The following is a 17,604-nucleotide window of genomic DNA, read 5'->3' on the forward strand; positions in this document are numbered from 1 at the left end:
AGCTCGACCCCTCACCCGGGGTACGTGTGTCCGACTCGGAACGGCGCGAGCCTACTACCGCCCCACAGGTGTCTCGAAGGCACGTCTGATGCGTGAACTCCCTTATGGCAGGCGGTAGATGGCGAGTTGTCCGGGCATTGGGGGAGATTGCGGCCGTGACGGGAGGGGTCCAGGGGAAGCGGGCCGAAACAGTACGGACACCGGTTGGCTGGAAATTTTCACAAGTCGGGAATCTTCGAGACGCCTCGTTCGTCGTTCACATGGGGAGACGGGGAGGGAATCGGCCACACCAGCCGCATCCTTCGCCCCGGCCGCGTAAAACAGCGCAAGCCGGGCAGCCACTGGGGAGTCGGGGCCTTCGGGTTCCGGGGCGAGCGGTTTGCCGGCGGTGGGGAGTGACACGGTGATGGGCACGGCTGAGCGGCGCGATGCGCCCGAGGTGAGCGTGGCGGAGCGCCCGGCGCGGATTCCGGGCCAGGTGGGTCCGGAGCGCGGGATACCGGCGCGCACGCCGGGTGTCGGGAGAGCCGGGCGGCAGCAGGCGGCGTACCGGCCGCTGTGGGTGGAAGAACCCGCGAAGCGGCGCCGGATGGCGGACCCGGTGCGTACGGCCGCGGTGCGGGCGGTACTGATCATCGCGGTGACGCTGATCCAGGCGATGGTCGCGTTCCTGTGCACGCTGGCCGGGTCCTGGGCGGCGTTCCCGATGGTGATCAGCAGCGTGGCGAGCACGGTGGTGGCCACCTGGGCGGTGGTCGACGTCTGGGTGACCCGCCAGGTCTGGAACCAGCGGTACGGAGTGGTCTCCGAGCCCAGCAGCACGGCGCGGCAGCTCCGCCGGGAGCGCCGCGCGGCGCGGCGCCGCGAGCGCACGGCGCGGCGGGACCAGGAGCGGATAGCCAGGCGGGCCGGCGCGAAGCGGCTGTCCCACCCCTGAGGTCACGGGTGCCCCGCGCGGGCTCACGTCGTGGCGGTCTCCACGGCCCGCCCGAGTGCGCGCCGGGCGCGGGTGAAGGGCCGGGGGCGGTTCACCGCGAGTACGGCGACGGTGGTGCCCTCGCGTTCGTAGCGGGCCAGGAAGCCTCCGTCGCCCGGCCCTTCGTCGGAGAGTTCGCCCTCGGTCACACGGACGGTGTCCCCCGGCTGGCAACGGCCCGCGAACTGGATGCGGGAGCCGTACTGGTCGGACCAGAAGTAGGGCACCGGCCGCAGGGTGGCGAGGGTGCGTCCGGCGAGCAGGTTGGTGACGGCGACGCGGGGCTGCTCGGCGGCCGAGGTCCAGTGCTCGGCGCGTACGCCGCCCACGCGGGCCACATCGCCGACGGCGACCACCTGGGGCGACGCGGTCACGCAGCCGTCGTCGCAGAGCACACCGTCGCCGAGGGCCAGCGTCGAGCCCGCCAGCCAGGCGGTGTTCGGGACGGCGCCGATGCCGGCGATCACGAGGTCCGCGGTGAGGGTATGACCGTCGGCCAGCTCCACGGCCGTGGCCGACCCGGTGCGGCGGATGCCTGTCACTCCGATGCCGGTGCGGAGCCGTACGCCGCCCCGGCGGTGGAGCGTGGCGCACACGGCGGCCATTTCCGGGCCGAGTTGGGGCAGCAGGGGCAGCGGGGCGGCTTCGAGCACGGTGACGTCGTGGCCGAGGGCGGCGCAGGACGCGGCGGTCTCGGCGCCGATGAAGCCGCCGCCGATCACGACGACCCGCTGTGGGCCCTCGGCGAGCCGGGTGCGCAGGGCGCGGGCGTCGTCCACGGTGCGCAGGGTGTGGGCGCCGGGGAGTGGGCGGGCCTTCGCGCCGGTGGCGATGACCAGGCCGTCCGTGGCGAGGGTGCGGCCGTCCGCCAGCAGGACGGTGCGGGCCCCGGTGTCGAGGCCCCGGGCGCGGACGCCGAGCAGCCACTCGGCGTCGAGGCCGGCGGTCTCCTCGGCGTCCGTCAGGGCGAGTTGATCGTCGTCCGCGCGGCCGGTGAGGAAATCCTTGGAGAGCGGCGGGCGGTCGTAGGGCGGATGCGGTTCGTCGCCGACGACGACCAGGCGGCCGTCGTATCCCTGCGCGCGCAGCTCGCGTGCCGCGTACAGACCGGCGAGGGAGGCGCCGACGATGGTCACGGTCCTCATGTGCGGTGACTCCTTGTCCGCGGGGACGCGTTCAGGCGGCCGTTCCCTCGCGTGCCGTGACATGGACGTGGATCACGCCGTCGTCCACGGTGACGAGGTGGGTGCGCAGGGCGTGCCGGGCCGGGAGGCAGGTCGGGGCGCCGGTGCGCAGGTCGAACGCGGCGGCGTGCAGCGGGCATTCGATCAGGCAGCCCTCCAGCCAGCCCTCGGAGAGCGAGGCGTCCTGGTGGGTGCAGGTGTCGTCGACGGCGTAGAGGGAGCCGTCGTCGGTGTGGAACACGGCGATCGGCGGGGCGGTGTCCAGGCGGACGGACTCGCCCTCGGGGAGGTCTTCGAGACGGCAGACGGGAATCATGAGTCCCCCTCTCGGTCCGGGACGCTCGGTCCGGACCGGGCAGGTGCAGACGGCAGGGATGGCGAGGGTGCGGCAAGGGGCCGGTGACGCGGTGGACCGGGCAGGTCCAAGTGATCCGCACCCCTTCCGGGATACGGACGCTTCGGTAACATGATGTTCCGCAGGGCGCATCAACATGCGCTGTGCGCAACAGAATCCGCGCGGGACGGCCGTCGCGTCAAGGGCTTCCCGCAGACACGGCCCGAACCGGGCCGGCAGATGGTGGGAGTCGAGCCATGAGCCGCACGCAGAAGCGGTCCGACCGCGGCGACGAGACCAGGGCGGAAGACGATTCCCCGGAGCGGAACAGAGGTCGCGGCGCGGCCGGTTCCGTGCAGTCGGTGGACCGCGCCGTGAGCGTGCTGGAAATCCTCGCCCGGCACGGTGAGGCCGGTGTCACCGAGGTCGCCGAGGAACTGGACGTGCACAAGTCCACCGCGTTCCGGCTGCTCGGGGTCCTGGAGAACCGGGGCCTGGTGAGCCAGGCCAGCGACCGGGGCAAGTACTTCCTGGGCGCCGGGGTGCTGCGCCTCGCCGGAGCGGCGGCGGTCCGGCTGGACATCTCCCAGGAGGGCGTACCCGTCTGCCGCGAGGCCGCCGACGAACTCGGCGAGACGGTGAACATCGCGGTGCTGGACGACGACGCAGCCGTCAATGTCATGCAGGCCCGCGGCACCGCCTCCGTCACCGCGCAGAACTGGCTCGGCCGGCGCACCCCGCTGCACGCCACCTCCAGCGGCAAGGTGCTGCTCGCGCACATGCCGCCCACCCTGCGCGAGGGCTTCCTCGCCCGGCCGCTGCCCCGGTTCACCGAGCGCACGGTCACCGGCGCGGCCCTGCTGCGGACCGAGCTGGAGTCGGTGGTGGCGCGCGGATACGCCCTGACCACCGACGAGTTGGAGCTGGGTCTCGCGGCCGCCGCCGCGCCGATCCGGGCGCACGACGGCAAGGTCATCGCGGCGATCAGCGTCTCCGGGCCGGTGTACCGGCTGGGCCCGGAGCGGCTGCCGGTGGTGGCGAAGCGGATGGCGGCGGCGGGCGAGGAGCTGTCCCGGCGGATGGGCTACGGCTTCTGACGGAGGGCGGGGCGGACGTTCGGCCGGCCCGGCAATCACGGCGCGGCACCTGGGAGTTCCCGGTGCCGCGCCGCCGTGTGCAGGGGGTTCGGCCGGCCGTGTGTCCGGGCGGTTTCGGCGGCCCGGACGCGTTTTGCCGAGGCTTAACGCGCGCCTCTTGACGGTGCTGTCATGGCGTTCTCACTATGTTCCTCACCACGCAACCCATCGTGCACTGCGCAACAGCAGAAGAGCCCGGCTCCCGGCTCCCCCACCCCCGTCCGCACAAGGAGGGGCATGTCCGCAACGCCCGAAGCCCGTCCGCATCCGACCCCCGAGACCTCCCCGCGCGTCGTCATCATCGGCGCCGGAATCGTCGGCTGTTCCCTCGCCGACGAGCTGACCGCGCGCGGCTGGACGGACGTCACCGTCCTCGAACAGGGCCCGCTGCCCGCTCCCGGCGGCTCCACCTCGCACGCGCCGGGGCTCGTCTTCCGGACCAGCCCGTCGAAGACGCTGACCGAGTTCGCCCGGTACACCGTGGAGAAGTTCGGCTCGCTCAGCCACGACGGTGTCCCCTGCTTCGAGCCGGTCGGCGGCCTGGAGCTGGCCACCACCCCCGAGCGCCTCGCCGACCTGCACCGCAGGGCCGGGCTCGCCGCGGCCTGGGGCGTGCGCGGCGAAGTCGTGACCACCGCCCGCTGCAAGGAACTCTGGCCGCTGCTCGACGAGTCGGTAGTGCTGGGCGGCTTCCACACCCCGGAGGATGGCCTGGCCCGCGCGGTGCCCGCCTGCCGTGCCCAGCTCGACCGCGCCGCCGCGCGCGGCGCCCGTTTCCTCGACCGGCACACCGTCACCGGCATCGAGCGGGCGGACGGCCGGGTCACCGGCGTCGTCACCGACCGGGGCGTCTTCCCGGCCGACCATGTCGTCTCGGCGGCCGGCTTCTGGGGGCCGGTGATCGGCCGGATGGCCGGGGTCGACGTGCCGTTGCAGCCGCTGGCGCACCAGTACGCGCGGACCCGGCCGCTGCCCGAGCTGAGCGGGGCGCGTGCGGAGGCGACCCTGCCCATCCTCCGCTTCCAGGACGCGGACCTGTACTTCCGGGAGCACCACGACCGGATCGGCATCGGCTCCTACGCGCACCGGCCATTGCCCGTGGACCCGTTCGGCGTGCCGGGGTACGAGGAGGCGCGGGGGCGGGGGATGGAGATGCCGTCCTCGTATCCCTTCACCGAGGAGGACTGGGCGCCGAGCTGGACGGATGCCCGGCGGCTGGTGCCGGCGTTGCGCGAGGTGGAGGTGGAGAGCGGGTTCAACGGGGTGTTCTCGTTCACGCCGGACGGCATGCCGGTGCTCGGGGAGGCGCGTGAACTGCGCGGTTTCTGGCTGGCCGAGGCGGTGTGGGTCACACACTCGGCGGGTGTGGCCAGGGCGGTAGCCGAATGGATGGTTGACGGCCGATCATCGATCGACCTGCACGACTGCGTTGTCACGCGATTCGAGGAAGCGCAGCGTTCACCCGCGTACGTCCGTGAACGCGGTTCACAGCAGTTCATCGAGGTGTACGACGTCACCCACCCCCTCCAACCGATGGAGCGTCCACGCCCACTGCGCGTCAGCCCCTTCCACGCCCGGCAGGAGCAGCTCGGCGCGTTCTTCCTGGAGGGCGGCGGCTGGGAGCGCCCCCACTGGTACGAGGCGAACGCCCCGCTCGTGGCTTCTCTCGGCGCGGAGCCGCCCGAGCGCGACCCCTGGTCGGCCCGCTACTGGTCCCCCATCGCAGCCGCCGAGGCCCACGCCACCCGCGAGCGCGTCGCCCTCTACGACATGACTCCCCTGCGCCGCCTGGAGGTGACCGGCCCCGGCGCCCTCGACTTCCTCGACCGCATGACGACCAACAAGCTCCGCAAGAAGCCCGGCGCCGTCACCTACACCCTCCTCCTGGACGAAACCGGCGGCATCCGCTCCGACCTCACCGTGGCCCGCCTCGCCGAGGACCACTTCCAGATCGGCGCCAACTCCCCCGCCGACCTCGACCACCTCCTCCGGCACGCCCCCGCCGACGTCCACATCCGTGATGTCACCCCCGGCACCTGCTGCATCGGCGTCTGGGGCCCGCTGGCCCGCGCCCTGGTCCAGCCGCTGACCGGGGACGACTTCTCCCACGAGGGCTTCGGCTACTTCCGGGCCAAGCGCACCCATATCGGCCATGTCCCCGTCACCGCCCTGCGCTTGAGTTACGTGGGCGAGCTGGGCTGGGAGCTGTACACCACCGCCGACCTGGGCCTCAGGCTCTGGGACACCCTCTGGGAGGCGGGCCAGGAGCTGGGGGTGATCGCGGCCGGCCGCTCCGCCTTCAACTCGCTGAGGCTGGAGAAGGGCTACCGCGCCTGGGGCACCGACATGACCACCGAGCACACCCCGGCCGAGGCGGGCGTCGGCTTCGCCGTCCGGATGGACAAGGGCGACTTCGCAGGCCGCGACGCCCTGAGCGACCGTCCCGAGCCCGCCCGCAGGCTCACCCCGCTGCTGCTGGACGACCCGGCCGCCGTGGTACTCGGCAGCGAACCGGTGTCGGTCGACGGCACGACGGCGGGCTACGTGACCAGCGCGTCCTACGGCTACACGCTGGGCCGGTGCGTCGCCTACGCGTGGCTCCCGGCGGGCCTCGCCCCCGGCACCGGCGTACACATCGCGTACTTCGGCGAGAAGGTCCCCGCGACCGTCGCCGAGGAGCCGCTGTTCGACCCGGAGATGACCCGCATCCGCCGCTGACAGTCCGCCCGGAACCACCCCAGGAGGTCCGACAGAAGTGTCCCCCACCTACGACGTGATCGTCATCGGCCTGGGCGGCATGGGCAGCGCCGCCGCCCACCACCTCTCCGCACGCGGCGCCCGCGTGCTCGGGCTGGAGAAGTTCGGCCCGGTGCACAACCGGGGCTCCAGCCACGGCGGTTCCCGCATCACCCGCCAGTCCTACTTCGAGGACCCGGCGTACGTACCCCTGCTGCTCCGCGCCTACGAGCTGTACGAGGAGCTGGAGCGGGCCACCGGCCGGGACGTCTCCATCCTCTGCGGCGGCGCGATGGTCGGCCGCCCGGACTCCCGTACCGTCTCCGGCTCGCTGCGCTCGGCCACCGAGTGGGGCCTCCCCCACGAGATGCTGGACGCCAAGGAGATCCGGCGCCGCTTCCCCACTCTGGCCCCGGCCGACGACGAGGTGGCCCTCTTCGAGGCGAAGGCGGGGCTGCTGCGCCCGGAGAACATGGTCGCCGCCCACCTCCAGTTGGCCACCCGGCAGGGCGCGGAGCTGCGCTTCGAGGAGCCGGTGGTGCGCTGGGAGCCGTACCGGGACGGGGTGCGCGTGCACACCGGCGAGAACACCTACACGGCCGGGCAGTTGGTGATCTGCCCCGGCGCCTGGGCGCCCCGGCTGCTCGCGGACCTCGGGGTGCCGATCACCGTGGAGCGGCAGGTCATGTACTGGTTCCAGCCGACGGGCGGCACCAGGCCGTTCGAGCCGGAGCGGCACCCCGTCTACATCTGGGAGGACGCGGACGGCATCCAGGTGTACGGCTTCCCCGCCATCGACGGCCCCGAGCAGGGCGCCAAGGTGGCGTTCTTCCGCAAGGGGCAGCACACCACGCCGGAGACCATCGACCGGACCGTGCACGCACACGAGGTGCGGGCCATGGCGGACCACATGGCCCGGCTGATCCCGGACCTGCCCGGCACCTTCCTGAAGGCCGCCACCTGCATGTACTCCAACACCCCGGACGAGCACTTCGTGATCGCCCGGCACCCCGCGCATCCGGAGTCGGTCACCGTGGCCTGCGGTTTCTCCGGGCACGGCTTCAAGTTCGTGCCGGTCGTCGGCGAGATCCTGGCCGACCTGGCACTGACCGGCTCCACCCCGCACCCGACCGGCCTGTTCGACCCCGCCCGCCTGACCGCCCCGGCCGCCCGAGGAGCCCAGCCATGACGACGACTCCGGTCTCCCCCAGCCTGATCGCCACCCTCCCCGGCCGCTACTACACCGACCCCGAGGTCTTCCGCCGCGAACAGGAGGCGCTGCTGGAGTCGATGTGGTTCTGCGCGGTACGCAGCGCCGACCTGGACCGGCCCGGCGCCTTCCGTACCGTGCGGGTCGGCCGGGAGAGCGTGCTGGTCACCCGCGACCGCACCGGCGCGCTGCGGGCCTTCCTCAATGTCTGCCGGCACCGGGGCGCCCGGCTGTGCACCGAGGAGTCCGGCGAGGTCCGCCGCAGCCTCCAATGCCCGTACCACGCCTGGACGTACGGGCTCGACGGCAAGCTGGTCGCGGCGCCCAACCTGACGAAGATGCCGGACGTGGACCGGGACCGGTACGGGCTGATCAAGGTCGCCCTGCGGGAGTGGCTGGGCTACGCCTGGGTGTGCCTGGCCGACGAACCGCCGTCCTTCGAGGAGACCGTCCGGCACGCGGCCGTGGAGCGGCTGGGCGACCCGGCGGCCATCGAGCACTACGGCACCGAGCACCTGGCCCTCGGCAAACGGGTCACCTATGACGTACGGGCCAACTGGAAGCTGATCGTCGAGAACTTCATGGAGTGCTACCACTGCGCCACCATCCACCCCGAACTCACCGAGGTGCTCCCGGAGTTCGCGGACGGTTACGCGGCCCAGTACTACGTGGGCCACGGCGCGGAGTTCGGCGCGGGCGTGGCGGGGTTCACGGTGGACGGCAGCGCGGGCTTCGGCCGGCTCCCGGAGGTGGCCGAGGAGCAGGACCGCCGCTACTACGCCCTCACCGTCCGGCCCAACGTCTTCGTCAACCTCGTCCCCGACCACGTCATCCTGCACCGGATGTTCCCGCTGGCCGAGGACCGCACGGTGGTGGAGTGCGACTGGCTGTACGCGCCCGAGGTGGTGGCGTCCGGGGCCGATGTGTCGAAGTCGGCGGAGCTGTTCCACCGGGTCAACGTCCAGGACTTCGCGGCGTGCGAGCGCACCCAGCCGGCGATGTCCTCGCGCGCCTATCGCGGGGGCGGGGTGCTGGTGCCGACCGAGCACCACATCGGGGCGTTCCATGGATGGCTGTTGGAGAAGCTGGGCGAACAGGCTCCGTGAGCGCCGAAGCGGGGTAGGACACGGCCGCTCCCGTTTCCCTCTGCCCCCAGGAGTCACACCGATGACCAAGGCAGCACCGCCGTCCGGCACGCACGGGCACGACGACAGCGAACTCGCGGAGTTCGGGTACCGGCCCGAACTGAAGCGCACGCTGGGCAACTTCCACACCTTCGCCGCCGGGATCAGCTACATCTCGATCCTGACCGGCACCTTCCAGTTGTTCTACTTCGGCTACGGCAGCGGCGGTCCCGCCTACTGGTGGTCGTGGCCGATGGTGTTCGTGGGCCAGTTCGCGGTGGCCCTCTGTTTCGCGGAGCTGGCGGCCCGGCATCCGGTGGCGGGCTCGGTCTACAACTGGTCGAAGCGGATCGGCAATCCGCACCTCGGCTGGCTGGCGGGATGGATGATGCTGGTCGCGTCCATCGTGTCGATCGCTGCGGTGGCGCTCGCCTACCAGCTCACGCTGCCGCAGATATCGTCCGCCTTCCAGTTCGTCGGCGACGGCACCGGCACCTACGACGTGGCGACCAACGCGGTGGTGCTGGCCGCCGTGTTGATCCTGTTCACCACGCTGGTCAACGCCTTCGGGGTGAAGCTGATGGCCAGGATCAACACCGCGGGGGTGTTCATCGAGCTGGTCGCCAGTGTGGTGCTGATCGTCATGCTGGCCGTCCACATCACCCGTGGCCCGCAGGTCGTGCTGGAGACCAACGGCACCGGCGCGGGCCACGGCGCCGGTTACCTCGGCGCGTTCCTGGTGGCGTCGCTGGCGTCGGCGTACGTGATGTACGGCTTCGACACCGCCGCCTCGCTCGGGGAGGAGTCGCTGAACCCGTCCCGGAACGCGCCCCGCGCCATCCTGCGGGCGGTCATCGCCTCGTTCGTGCTGGGCGGTCTGGTGCTGCTGCTGGCGCTGATGAGCGTCTCCAGCCTCAAGGGCGACAAGCTGTCGACGGACGGGCTCCAGTACGTGGTGCTGGACGTGCTCGGGCCGACGGCCGGCAAGGGGATGCTGTGGTGCGTGCTGATCGCGGTCACGGTGTGCGCGCTGGCCGTGCACACGGCGGCGATCCGGCTGGCGTTCGCCATGGCACGGGACAACAACCTGCCCGCGTCCTCGGTGCTGGCCCGCGTGAGCCCGCGCTTCCGGACCCCGGTGGTGCCGGCCGTGGTGATCGGAGTGCTGGCGCTGGCGATCCTGGTGGTCAACATCCGTCAGCCGCAGATCTTCACCGTGGTGACCAGCATCGGCATCATCATGATCTACCTGGCCTACCTCGGGGTGACCGCGCCGATGCTGGTGGCGCGGCTGCGCGGCCGGTGGACCCCGGCCGGGGAGGGGCGGTTCTCGCTGGGCCGCTGGGGTCTTGTCGTCAATGTGGTCGCGGTGGTGTGGGGCGCGGGGATGACCCTCAACCTGATCTGGCCGCGCGCCGCCGTCTACAACGCGGCCCCGCCGCACCACTGGTACCTGCGCTGGGGTGCGGTGCTGTTCGTCGCGGTGATCGCGGGCGGCGGCTTCGCGTACTACTGGTTCGTCCAGCGGCACCGGACGGGGGTGCTGGCGGAGCACCGGCTGGAGACGCCTGTGCCCGCGTCCGACTGAACAGGGGCGCGGGGAACTGCGCGACCGGCCCCCACCGGCCCGCAGCTTCCCACTGCCTCCTACGACACGCCCGCCGAAGGCCGCTTGTACATCCGGGTCGCGGTGATCTCACTGCGTACCGCGTCCCCGTCCTGCCGCTGCTGCGGCAGACCGGGGCGGAGGTGCTCCTCCACGCTGATGTACTTCAGCCCGGCCCGGAGGTCGGCGTCGTTGCGCAGCCGGATGACCAGCGGGAACTCGGCCAGCGCGGTGGTGTCGAACAGGCCCGTGGTGTACAGGAGCTGAACACCGAGCGCGTCGGACACGGCCCGCTGCAGCTCCAGCAGGTACGTCGCGTTGGCGCGGCCGATGGGGTTGTCCAGGAACAGCGTGCCGGCGTGCCGGTGCTTGTCGCGGCCCCGGTCGTTGGAGCGCAGCGCGGCCATCGTGCAGTACAGCGCGATGGCCGCGGTGAGGAGCTGGCCGCCGGAGAACACGTCACCCATCTGGCCGACCGGGACCCGCTCGGCGCGCAGCACCGCGTCCGGCTTGAGGATCTCCACCGCGACGCCCTTGGGCTGGAGGGCGGCCGCGACCCCGCGCAGCAGCAGGGACATGCCGTCGCGGCGCAGGTCGGAGTTCTTCTTGACGGCGGCCCGGGTGGCCTCGTCGATGACCTCGCCGAGCCGCTCGGTGAGGGTCGCCTGGTCGGGCTCCTCGAACCGGATACGGAGGAACTCCTGCCCGGACCACTCGCCGAGCCCCTCCGGCAGCCGGGAGAGCCGCTGGGCGGAGCGCAGGGTGGCGAGGGAGGACTCGACCAGGCCGCGCAGCCGGTCCACGATCGAGTCGCGGTTGCGCTCAAGCTGGGCCAGCTCGTCGGTGAGGACGCGCAGCCGGGGCGCGAAGGCGTCGGCCCACTTCTGGGCGTGCTCGGGCAGCGCGGCGGCGGGCAGTTCGCGGATCTGCTGCCGGGCCGGGGTGCGGACCTGCTCGTAGCGGGTGGAGTTGGCGTGCCGGACCAGGATGTCGCTCGCCTCGCGGACGGCGGTGTCGGCGGCGGAGAGGTCGGCGGCGCAGCCGCGCAGCGAGCGGCGGGCCTCGGCGGCGGACTGCCGGGCCTCCTCCAGGGTGCCGGGGTAGGGCTCGGGGTCCTCCCGCTCGTCCCCTTCGTCCTGGGCGGCCGGTTCGCGCAGCAGGTCGCGGAGCATCGCCGCGATCTCGTCGAAGCCGCCCGCGCCGTCCTCGGCGGTGCGGTGCGCCTGCTGGAGTTCGGCGTGCGCGTCGCGGGCCTCGGTCAACGCCTGGGTGCGGGTGGCGAGTTCGGCGGTGGCGGTGCGCAGCAGGGCCTGGGCGTGCTCGGCGTCGCGCGGCTGAAGGTCCTCGGGCAGCTCGGTGTGGGCGTCGCCGTCCTCGGGGGCGAGCCGTTCGGTCTCGCCGCGCAGCCGGCCGAGCTGTTCGCTCGCCGTGGACATGCGGGTCTCCAGCAGTTGCACCAGCTCATCGGCGCGGGCGGCGGCCGCCTGCCGGGAGGGGCCGTCGGAGCCGTCGGTCGACTCAAGGAGCTGTTCGGCGCGGGTGCGGACCTTGTTGCTGAGCCGGTCCAGGTCGGTGCGGGCGGCGCTCTCGTCGCTCTCCGCGCGGGCCTGCTCGGCGCGCAGGTCGGCACCGACGCCGACCTTCTCGTACACCTGGGACGCGGCCCGGTACGCCTCGCGCAGCGCGGGCAGGGACGCCTTCGGGGCGCCGCCGTCGGTGTCAGGCGCCTCGGGCACGTCGTCCGGGGCGCCCGCGATCTCGGCGCGCTCGGCGCGCAGGGCGCGGGCGGTGCGGCGGGCGTCGTCGGCGCCGCGCTGGGTGGCGCGCCGGTCCTCGTCGGCGGCGCGGGCGCGCTCCAGGAAGGACTGGGTACGGGCCTCGGACTCGGCTGCGTCGTCGGCCAGTTCGCGGAGCTTGACCTGCCAGGTGGCGCGTTCGCGCAGCCGGTGCGCGAGTCCGGCGAGGGCATCGGCGACGCGGCTGGCGCGCTGGGCGGCCTCCTGGCGTTCGTCGCGCAGCCCGGTTGCCTCGGCGGCGGCCTCCTCGGCCTCCGCGCGGGCGGTGCGGGCCTCGGTGAGTTCGGCCTCGGTCTCGTCGGCGAAGGCGCGGGCCTCCTCGGCGCCGGCGGCGAGTTCGACGATCCGGCCGGCCGGGCAGCCGGTGCGCCAGGAGGCGAGCCGGGCGGCGAGTTCGCGGTCCTTGCCGAGGCGGGCGGCGAGCGCGCGGATCTCGTCGTCGCGTTCGGTGGCCCGCGCGCGCAGGGCCTGGCGTTCCTCGTCGGCGGCGTGCTCGTCGTGCATGGCCGGGTTCGGCGGCACGAGGAAGACGTCGGTGGGCTGTGCCTCGGCGGCGGGGGCCGGGGCGAGCAGGGCGGCGGCGGTGCCGACGGCGACGGCCGAGCGGGGCAGCAGGGCCGCCTCGCCCAGGGCCTCGCGGGCGCGGGCGTGGGTGTCCGGGTCGGTGATGATCACACCGTCGACCAGCTCGGGGCGGGTGGCGAGCACGCGCGCGTGGTCGGCGGGGTCGACGGCCTGGGCGAGGTAGCGCCAGCCGGGCAGCGCGGGGATGCCGTGCTCGCCCAGGTATTCCACGGTGGCCAGCACGTCGGGGCCGGGCGGCAGCAGGCCGCCGTCGCCGAGCGCGGAGAGGATGCGGGTGTCGTCGGCGGCGGCGGTGCGCAGGTCGAACAGGGTGCGCTCGGCGGCGGACACCGCGTCGTCCAGGAGGCCGCGCAACTCGTCGGCGTAGCGGTCGAGTTCCTCGGCGGTGAGCGGTCCCCCGTCGGCGCTGTCGCGTACGGGCTCACCCGACTCGGAGCCGTCGCGCGGGGCCGGGATGGCGGAGCGCGCGGCACCGGCGGCAGGCAGGCTGAGCAGCTCCGCGAGGCGGTCCTCGGCGGCCAGCGCCTCCGCGAGCCGGCGCTCGGCGTCGTGGGCGCGCTCGGCGGCGGTGGCCGCGTCGGCCGCGCGGGCGGCGGTGAGTTCGGCGCGGGACTCGGCGGCGGCCGTCTCGCGGGCGTGCTCGACGGCCGCGCGGGCCGCCTCGCGGGCGGTGTCCCAGGCGGCGACGGCCGTCTTCTCGGCGTCGCTCGCGGCGAGCGCGGCCCGCGCGGGGTCGGCGTCCGGGGCGCTGTCGTCCAGCCAGCCCGCGCGCACCGCCTCGGCCGTCTCCTGCTCGACCTCGGTGAGCCGCTGGCGCAGGTGCCCGATCTCGCTGCGGGCCCGCTGGGCGTCGGTGGCGGCGGCGGTGGAGTCGCGGTACGCGGCGTCGCTGACCTCCTGGAGCGCGGCGGAGCGCTCCTCCTCCTCGTTGGCGAGCGCCTCGGCGTTCTCGGCGGCCGCGTGCAGGGCGCGTACGAGGTCGACGGCGGCCCTGGCGCGGGCGGCGAGCGCGGGGGCGGCGTCCCGCTCGGCCTCCTGGATGGCGGCGGAGACACGGGCGACCCGGTCGGCGGCGGCGCGGTGCCGCAGCACGGCCTCGGCGGCCTGCCAGGCGGCGTACAGGGTACGGGCGTCGGCCAGCTCGCGCTTCTGCGCGGCGGCGGCCTTCTCGGCGGCGGCGAGCGCCAACGAGGCGTGCCGGTAGGCGAGTTCGGCCGCGATCAGCGAGCTGCGCTCACGGGCGCCCTCGGAGTGGGTGACGGTGTCGGCGGCGGCCGTGACCCGCTGGGCGAGGTCGGTGGCGCGGACCCGCTCGCGCACGGCCCGCGCGGACAGCCGCCGGGCCAGGGTGCGGGTACGGCGCTCGGCACCGGTGTGCACCTCCCGCGCGCGGGTGCGGGCGTCGGCGGCCTCGACGATCCGGCCGAGCAGGTCGACCGAGCCCGCGGTGAAGTCCCGTTCGGCGATGAGTTCGGCGCGGCGGCCGAGCTTGTTGCCGAAGCCGCTCACGAGGTCCGCGAGACCGTCGGTGTCACGGGTGTCGGTGACGGCGCGCAGCAGGAGGTCGGTGAAGTCGGAGTCCTTCTTGACCGCGAAGAGGCCGGCCGCCTCACCCTCGTCGGCGTTCATCTCCCGCTGGTAGCGGAAGAGTTCGGGGTCCAGACCCAGGTCGCCGAGGTGCTCGGTCCAGCGCTCGTGGGTCTCCTCCCAGTGCGCCTCCAGGTGCGGATAGTTCTTGCCCGCCTCGGTGAGGGCGTCCCGGAAGCCCTTCATGGTGCGCCGGCGCCCCTGCGCCCCGGAGGCGCCCTCCACCAGCGGCCGTACGGCGGTGGACTCCGCGACCGGCAGGTTGTCCAGGCTCAGACCGGGACCGGGCCGGAAGGAGTACCAGGCTTCGGCGAACTTGCGCGGGTCGTTGGAGACCTGGCGCCCGCGCCACTCGCTGACCTTGCCGACGACCACGCACTCGCCGGTCTGCACGTGCTGCCACTCCAGCGCGACATGCCCGCAGTCGTCGGCGAGCAGGAACTTGCGCAGCACGCCGGAGCTGGCGCCGCCCAGGGTGTTGCGGTGGCCGGGCAGCATCACCGAGAAGATCAGCTTCAGCAGGACGGACTTGCCGCCGCCGTTCTCCAGGAACAGCACTCCGGCGGGCGCGGGCCGGCGCGGCGGGCCGACCGGCTCCTCCTCGAAGAACTCCGCCTGCGTGGGCGCCGGATCGGGCACGGGGGCGCCCACGCCGCGCATGTCGAGCACGGTGTCGGCGTAGCGCGCGCCGGCGGGCCCGATGGAGTAGAGGCGGACGCGGGACAGCTCGTACATGGCGGACTCTCGTGAGGTCTTCGAAAAGGTGCGGGCGGGTCAGGAGTGGAAGGGCAGTCCGGCGTCGGCGACCAGGTCCAGGTCGTCGGTGTCCTCGGCGGGCAGCAGGGTGGCGGTGCCGCCGGTCTCGGTCACCACGCCCAGCTCCAGCAGTTCGCTGAGCGCGGCGCCGCCCGCCATGTCCCGCACCTGCAACTGGTAGCGGGCGGTGGTCCGGTAGGTGCCGCCGTGGTCGTCGCCGGTGCGCTGGAGGAACCCGGACTCGGTGAGGAAGCCGAGCGCCTTGGCGACGATGCCGGTGGTGGAGGCGGCCGGGCGGCGGGCGTCCTTGGTGGCGCCGGTGGCGCTGCGCCGGGCCCAGATCCGCCAGGCGGCCTCCAGACCGGGGGCGTCGGTCACCGGGTCGGTGTTCTCCCCGGACTCCTCGGCCCGCTCCTCCAGCCTGCGGCACGCCTGCCGTACGAAGGCGTCCACGCCGTTGACCGTGACGCGCCCGATGTAGGAGTCGTCGGCCAGGTCCTCGGGCCGGGGGAACGCCAGCGCGGCCACGGCCAGATGGGCCAGCCCGTGCAGGAACCGGTCGGCGGAGTCGGCGGTGGTACGGCGGGCGTAGTCGCCCATCCGCACCGCGAACACCGAGTCCTCGGCGGCCGTCACGGCCATCCCGGCCCGCGCCGACACCTCCAGCACCACGAGCCCCAGCCCGGTCGCCACGGCATCGGCCAGCCGCGCGAACGCCCCGTCCTCCCGGTACCGCCGCAACAGCTCGGTGTACTCCTGATCCCGCGCGGGCTGCAGCTTCGGCTGCAACCCGAACGCCACCAGCCGCGCCGCGTCGGCGGCGTCGGCGGGCGTAACGGCCGGCGCCGCCGCCGGCGCTTCGACGTCACTCCACTCGACGTGCTCGGTCACGACGCAAACTCCTCAACTTTGAAACGGGGGGCCACCGCAGCCCACCCAGGGGCGCGGGGAACTGCGCGACAAGCCACGACGGCGGGAAAGCCACTCACCCGGCCACCGCCCGATCGCTGGCCATCCCAACGGCGTCCAACAAGGCGGTCCCAACGATCAGATCCGCCCCACCGAAGTCAGGATCATCCAACTCCGTACCGTCATCGACGGCGAACAACAGCTTCGCCTCCCCCTGCCGATAAGCGGTCCCCACAGCCGGACTGGCCGCATGAATAGCCATCAGCGCAACGAGATACGCCAGCTCGAACCCCTCAGCGGCCCGAGCCTCGGCCAGCAGCCCCGACAACCTCCGAGGAGCGTCGGCCGGCAGATCCAGCAAGGCCCGAGCCGCAGCGACCTGCTCCTCGGAGAACCGACTGTCGTCCGGCGTGGCGATGAGATCCGGCTCCGGCATCTCCGCGCCCAAGTGCTCCCGCTCGACCGGCGGAGTCAGCAGAATGTCGACCAGATCCCCGACCCGCACCGACACCGGTGTACGCAACCCCACCCCGCTGCCGAAGAACGCGTCGGTGACCCGGATCGCCCGTTCAAGCGGCAACGGCAGGACGGGCGCGACCACATGCCCGTACAGGTCGAGCCCGGAGGTCCCGGTCGGCGTGGCGAACGCCTGCCGGTCCTGCTCCGCCCGGAACAGCGGCCCCGCCTCCAGCAGCCGCGACTGGAGCTGGGTGTGGCGCCGGATGCAGTCCTTGACGATGTCGACCAGCTCGGCCGCGCGCCGCTTGTGCTCCGGCTCCTCCGTCTCGTCGCGGGCCTTGCGGATGTTGGTGAGGATCGCGTTCTCGTGGCGGTAGCGGTCGGCCACGTGGTCCAGCGCCTCGGCGATCATGTCGGGCACGGAGTTGAGCCAGTCGACCGCGCGGACGTTGCGCCGGGTGGCGTCCAGGGCGCGGCGCAGGGTCTCGGAGTACTGCACGGTGCGGTAGCGGGCCTGCTCGGCGGCGAGCTGGGCGTCGGCCAGCCGGCCCCGGTTGATCAGCACCTCCAGCTTGACCTCGGCGGCGATCTGGGCGCTGGTGACATCGGTGTCGAGGGCGCCGACCAGGACGTTGACGGCTTCGTCGGTGGTGCGCAGGTACACCGTGCCGCCGGGGCCCGGGACCTCTTCGATGAGCTTGAAGTCGTAGTCGCGGCGGACGTAGCTGCCGTCGGAGGCGAAGGTGCCGTACACCGCGCGGAAGCCGCGGTCGGCGCTGCCCACGTTGATCAGGTTCTCCAGCACCCAGCGGGCCACCCGCTCGTGCTCGGCGGTGGTGCGGTGGGGGGCCTGGGCGGCGATGCGCGGGACGAGCCGGGCGACGATCTGCTCGTGGTCGGCGCCGGTGTCGAAGTCCATGTTGAGCGTGACGAGGTCGATGGCGGCGAGCGCCACCTCGGCCATGCCGTACGTCGAGTACTCACCGGCCAGGTTGGCCTTGCGGGCGTCCAGGTCGTGCAGCGGGGCCGTGCAGGCGAGCGCGCGCAGCCGCCGCGCCAGCCCCTCGTCGGCGGCCGGGCCCGGCGCGGGGCGCGGCGCCGCGCTGAGCTGGGGCGGAACGCGGTCCGTCGGTGCAGGCGAAGTCACGGTGCACAGATTAGGTCCTCGGTCCGACAACCACCCAAACGGTGTGGAAGCGACGGCCG

Annotated in this window: 11 protein-coding genes; 6 read left to right on the forward strand and 5 right to left on the reverse strand. The window is 73.3% G+C overall.

Features of this window, described 5'->3' with window-relative positions:
* Positions 1 to 406 precede the first annotated feature (406 nt).
* Positions 407 to 937 (forward strand): hypothetical protein, encoded by a 531-nt coding sequence (locus E5083_RS25160; RefSeq protein ID WP_135787990.1) that lies wholly within the window; start codon positions 407 to 409, stop codon positions 935 to 937.
* Positions 938 to 960: 23 nt separating this feature from the next.
* On the opposite strand, the gene E5083_RS25165 is transcribed toward E5083_RS25160, so the two are convergent.
* Together E5083_RS25165 and E5083_RS25170 are read right to left on the reverse strand one after the other, a co-directional pair.
* Positions 961 to 2,121, reverse strand: coding sequence for an NAD(P)/FAD-dependent oxidoreductase (locus tag E5083_RS25165; RefSeq protein WP_208754152.1), 1,161 nt, complete (start codon positions 2,119 to 2,121; stop codon positions 961 to 963).
* Positions 2,122 to 2,152: 31 nt separating this feature from the next.
* Positions 2,153 to 2,476 (reverse strand): bifunctional 3-phenylpropionate/cinnamic acid dioxygenase ferredoxin subunit, encoded by a 324-nt coding sequence (locus E5083_RS25170; protein WP_135787991.1) that lies wholly within the window; start codon positions 2,474 to 2,476, stop codon positions 2,153 to 2,155.
* A gap of 371 nt (positions 2,477 to 2,847) precedes the next feature.
* Here E5083_RS25170 and E5083_RS25175 point away from each other — a divergent pair, with 371 nt between their 5' ends.
* The 5 genes from E5083_RS25175 (at position 2,848) to E5083_RS25195 (ending at position 10,288) form a co-directional block, all read left to right on the forward strand.
* Positions 2,848 to 3,591 (forward strand): IclR family transcriptional regulator, encoded by a 744-nt coding sequence (locus tag E5083_RS25175; RefSeq protein WP_135788293.1) that lies wholly within the window; start codon positions 2,848 to 2,850, stop codon positions 3,589 to 3,591.
* A gap of 276 nt (positions 3,592 to 3,867) precedes the next feature.
* Positions 3,868 to 6,348 (forward strand): GcvT family protein, encoded by a 2,481-nt coding sequence (locus E5083_RS25180; protein ID WP_135787992.1) that lies wholly within the window; start codon positions 3,868 to 3,870, stop codon positions 6,346 to 6,348.
* 37 nt (positions 6,349 to 6,385) lie between these two features.
* Positions 6,386 to 7,555: an N-methyl-L-tryptophan oxidase gene (gene solA / locus E5083_RS25185; RefSeq protein ID WP_135787993.1), complete on the forward strand. Its 1,170-nt coding sequence runs from the start codon at positions 6,386 to 6,388 to the stop codon at positions 7,553 to 7,555.
* The gene (locus E5083_RS25190; RefSeq protein WP_135787994.1) at positions 7,552 to 8,682 is read left to right on the forward strand and encodes an aromatic ring-hydroxylating oxygenase subunit alpha; all 1,131 of its coding nucleotides are present in this window, start codon (positions 7,552 to 7,554) and stop codon (positions 8,680 to 8,682) included. Before solA ends, E5083_RS25190 begins: the two co-directional genes overlap by 4 nt.
* 61 nt (positions 8,683 to 8,743) lie before the next feature.
* Complete coding sequence (locus E5083_RS25195) at positions 8,744 to 10,288, forward strand: APC family permease (RefSeq protein WP_135787995.1); 1,545 nt, start codon at positions 8,744 to 8,746, stop codon at positions 10,286 to 10,288.
* A gap of 59 nt (positions 10,289 to 10,347) precedes the next feature.
* On the opposite strand, the gene E5083_RS25200 is transcribed toward E5083_RS25195, so the two are convergent.
* The 3 genes from E5083_RS25200 to E5083_RS25210 form a co-directional block, all read right to left on the reverse strand.
* Entirely contained in the window at positions 10,348 to 15,009 is a 4,662-nt protein-coding gene (locus E5083_RS25200; RefSeq protein WP_135787996.1) for a hypothetical protein, read from the reverse strand.
* 39 nt (positions 15,010 to 15,048) lie between these two features.
* Entirely contained in the window at positions 15,049 to 15,921 is an 873-nt protein-coding gene (locus E5083_RS25205; protein ID WP_135787997.1) for a hypothetical protein, read from the reverse strand.
* A gap of 94 nt (positions 15,922 to 16,015) precedes the next feature.
* Complete coding sequence (locus tag E5083_RS25210) at positions 16,016 to 17,545, reverse strand: hypothetical protein (RefSeq protein ID WP_135787998.1); 1,530 nt, start codon at positions 17,543 to 17,545, stop codon at positions 16,016 to 16,018.
* Positions 17,546 to 17,604 lie beyond the last annotated feature (59 nt).

The organism is Streptomyces bauhiniae (assembly GCF_004784475.1).
Lineage (GTDB): Bacteria > Actinomycetota > Actinomycetes > Streptomycetales > Streptomycetaceae > Streptomyces > Streptomyces seoulensis.

Bases quoted from the DNA above. Each gene is read 5' to 3' on its own strand.
- E5083_RS25160 (WP_135787990.1), top strand. From the start codon at position 407: ATGGGCACGGCTGAGCGGCGCGATGCGCCCGAGGTGAGCGTGGCGGAG.
- E5083_RS25165 (WP_208754152.1), bottom strand. From the start codon at position 2,121: ATGAGGACCGTGACCATCGTCGGCGCCTCCCTCGCCGGTCTGTACGCG.
- E5083_RS25170 (WP_135787991.1), bottom strand. From the start codon at position 2,476: ATGATTCCCGTCTGCCGTCTCGAAGACCTCCCCGAGGGCGAGTCCGTC.
- E5083_RS25180 (WP_135787992.1), top strand. From the start codon at position 3,868: ATGTCCGCAACGCCCGAAGCCCGTCCGCATCCGACCCCCGAGACCTCC.
- E5083_RS25190 (WP_135787994.1), top strand. From the start codon at position 7,552: ATGACGACGACTCCGGTCTCCCCCAGCCTGATCGCCACCCTCCCCGGC.
- E5083_RS25195 (WP_135787995.1), top strand. From the start codon at position 8,744: ATGACCAAGGCAGCACCGCCGTCCGGCACGCACGGGCACGACGACAGC.
- E5083_RS25200 (WP_135787996.1), bottom strand. From the start codon at position 15,009: ATGTACGAGCTGTCCCGCGTCCGCCTCTACTCCATCGGGCCCGCCGGC.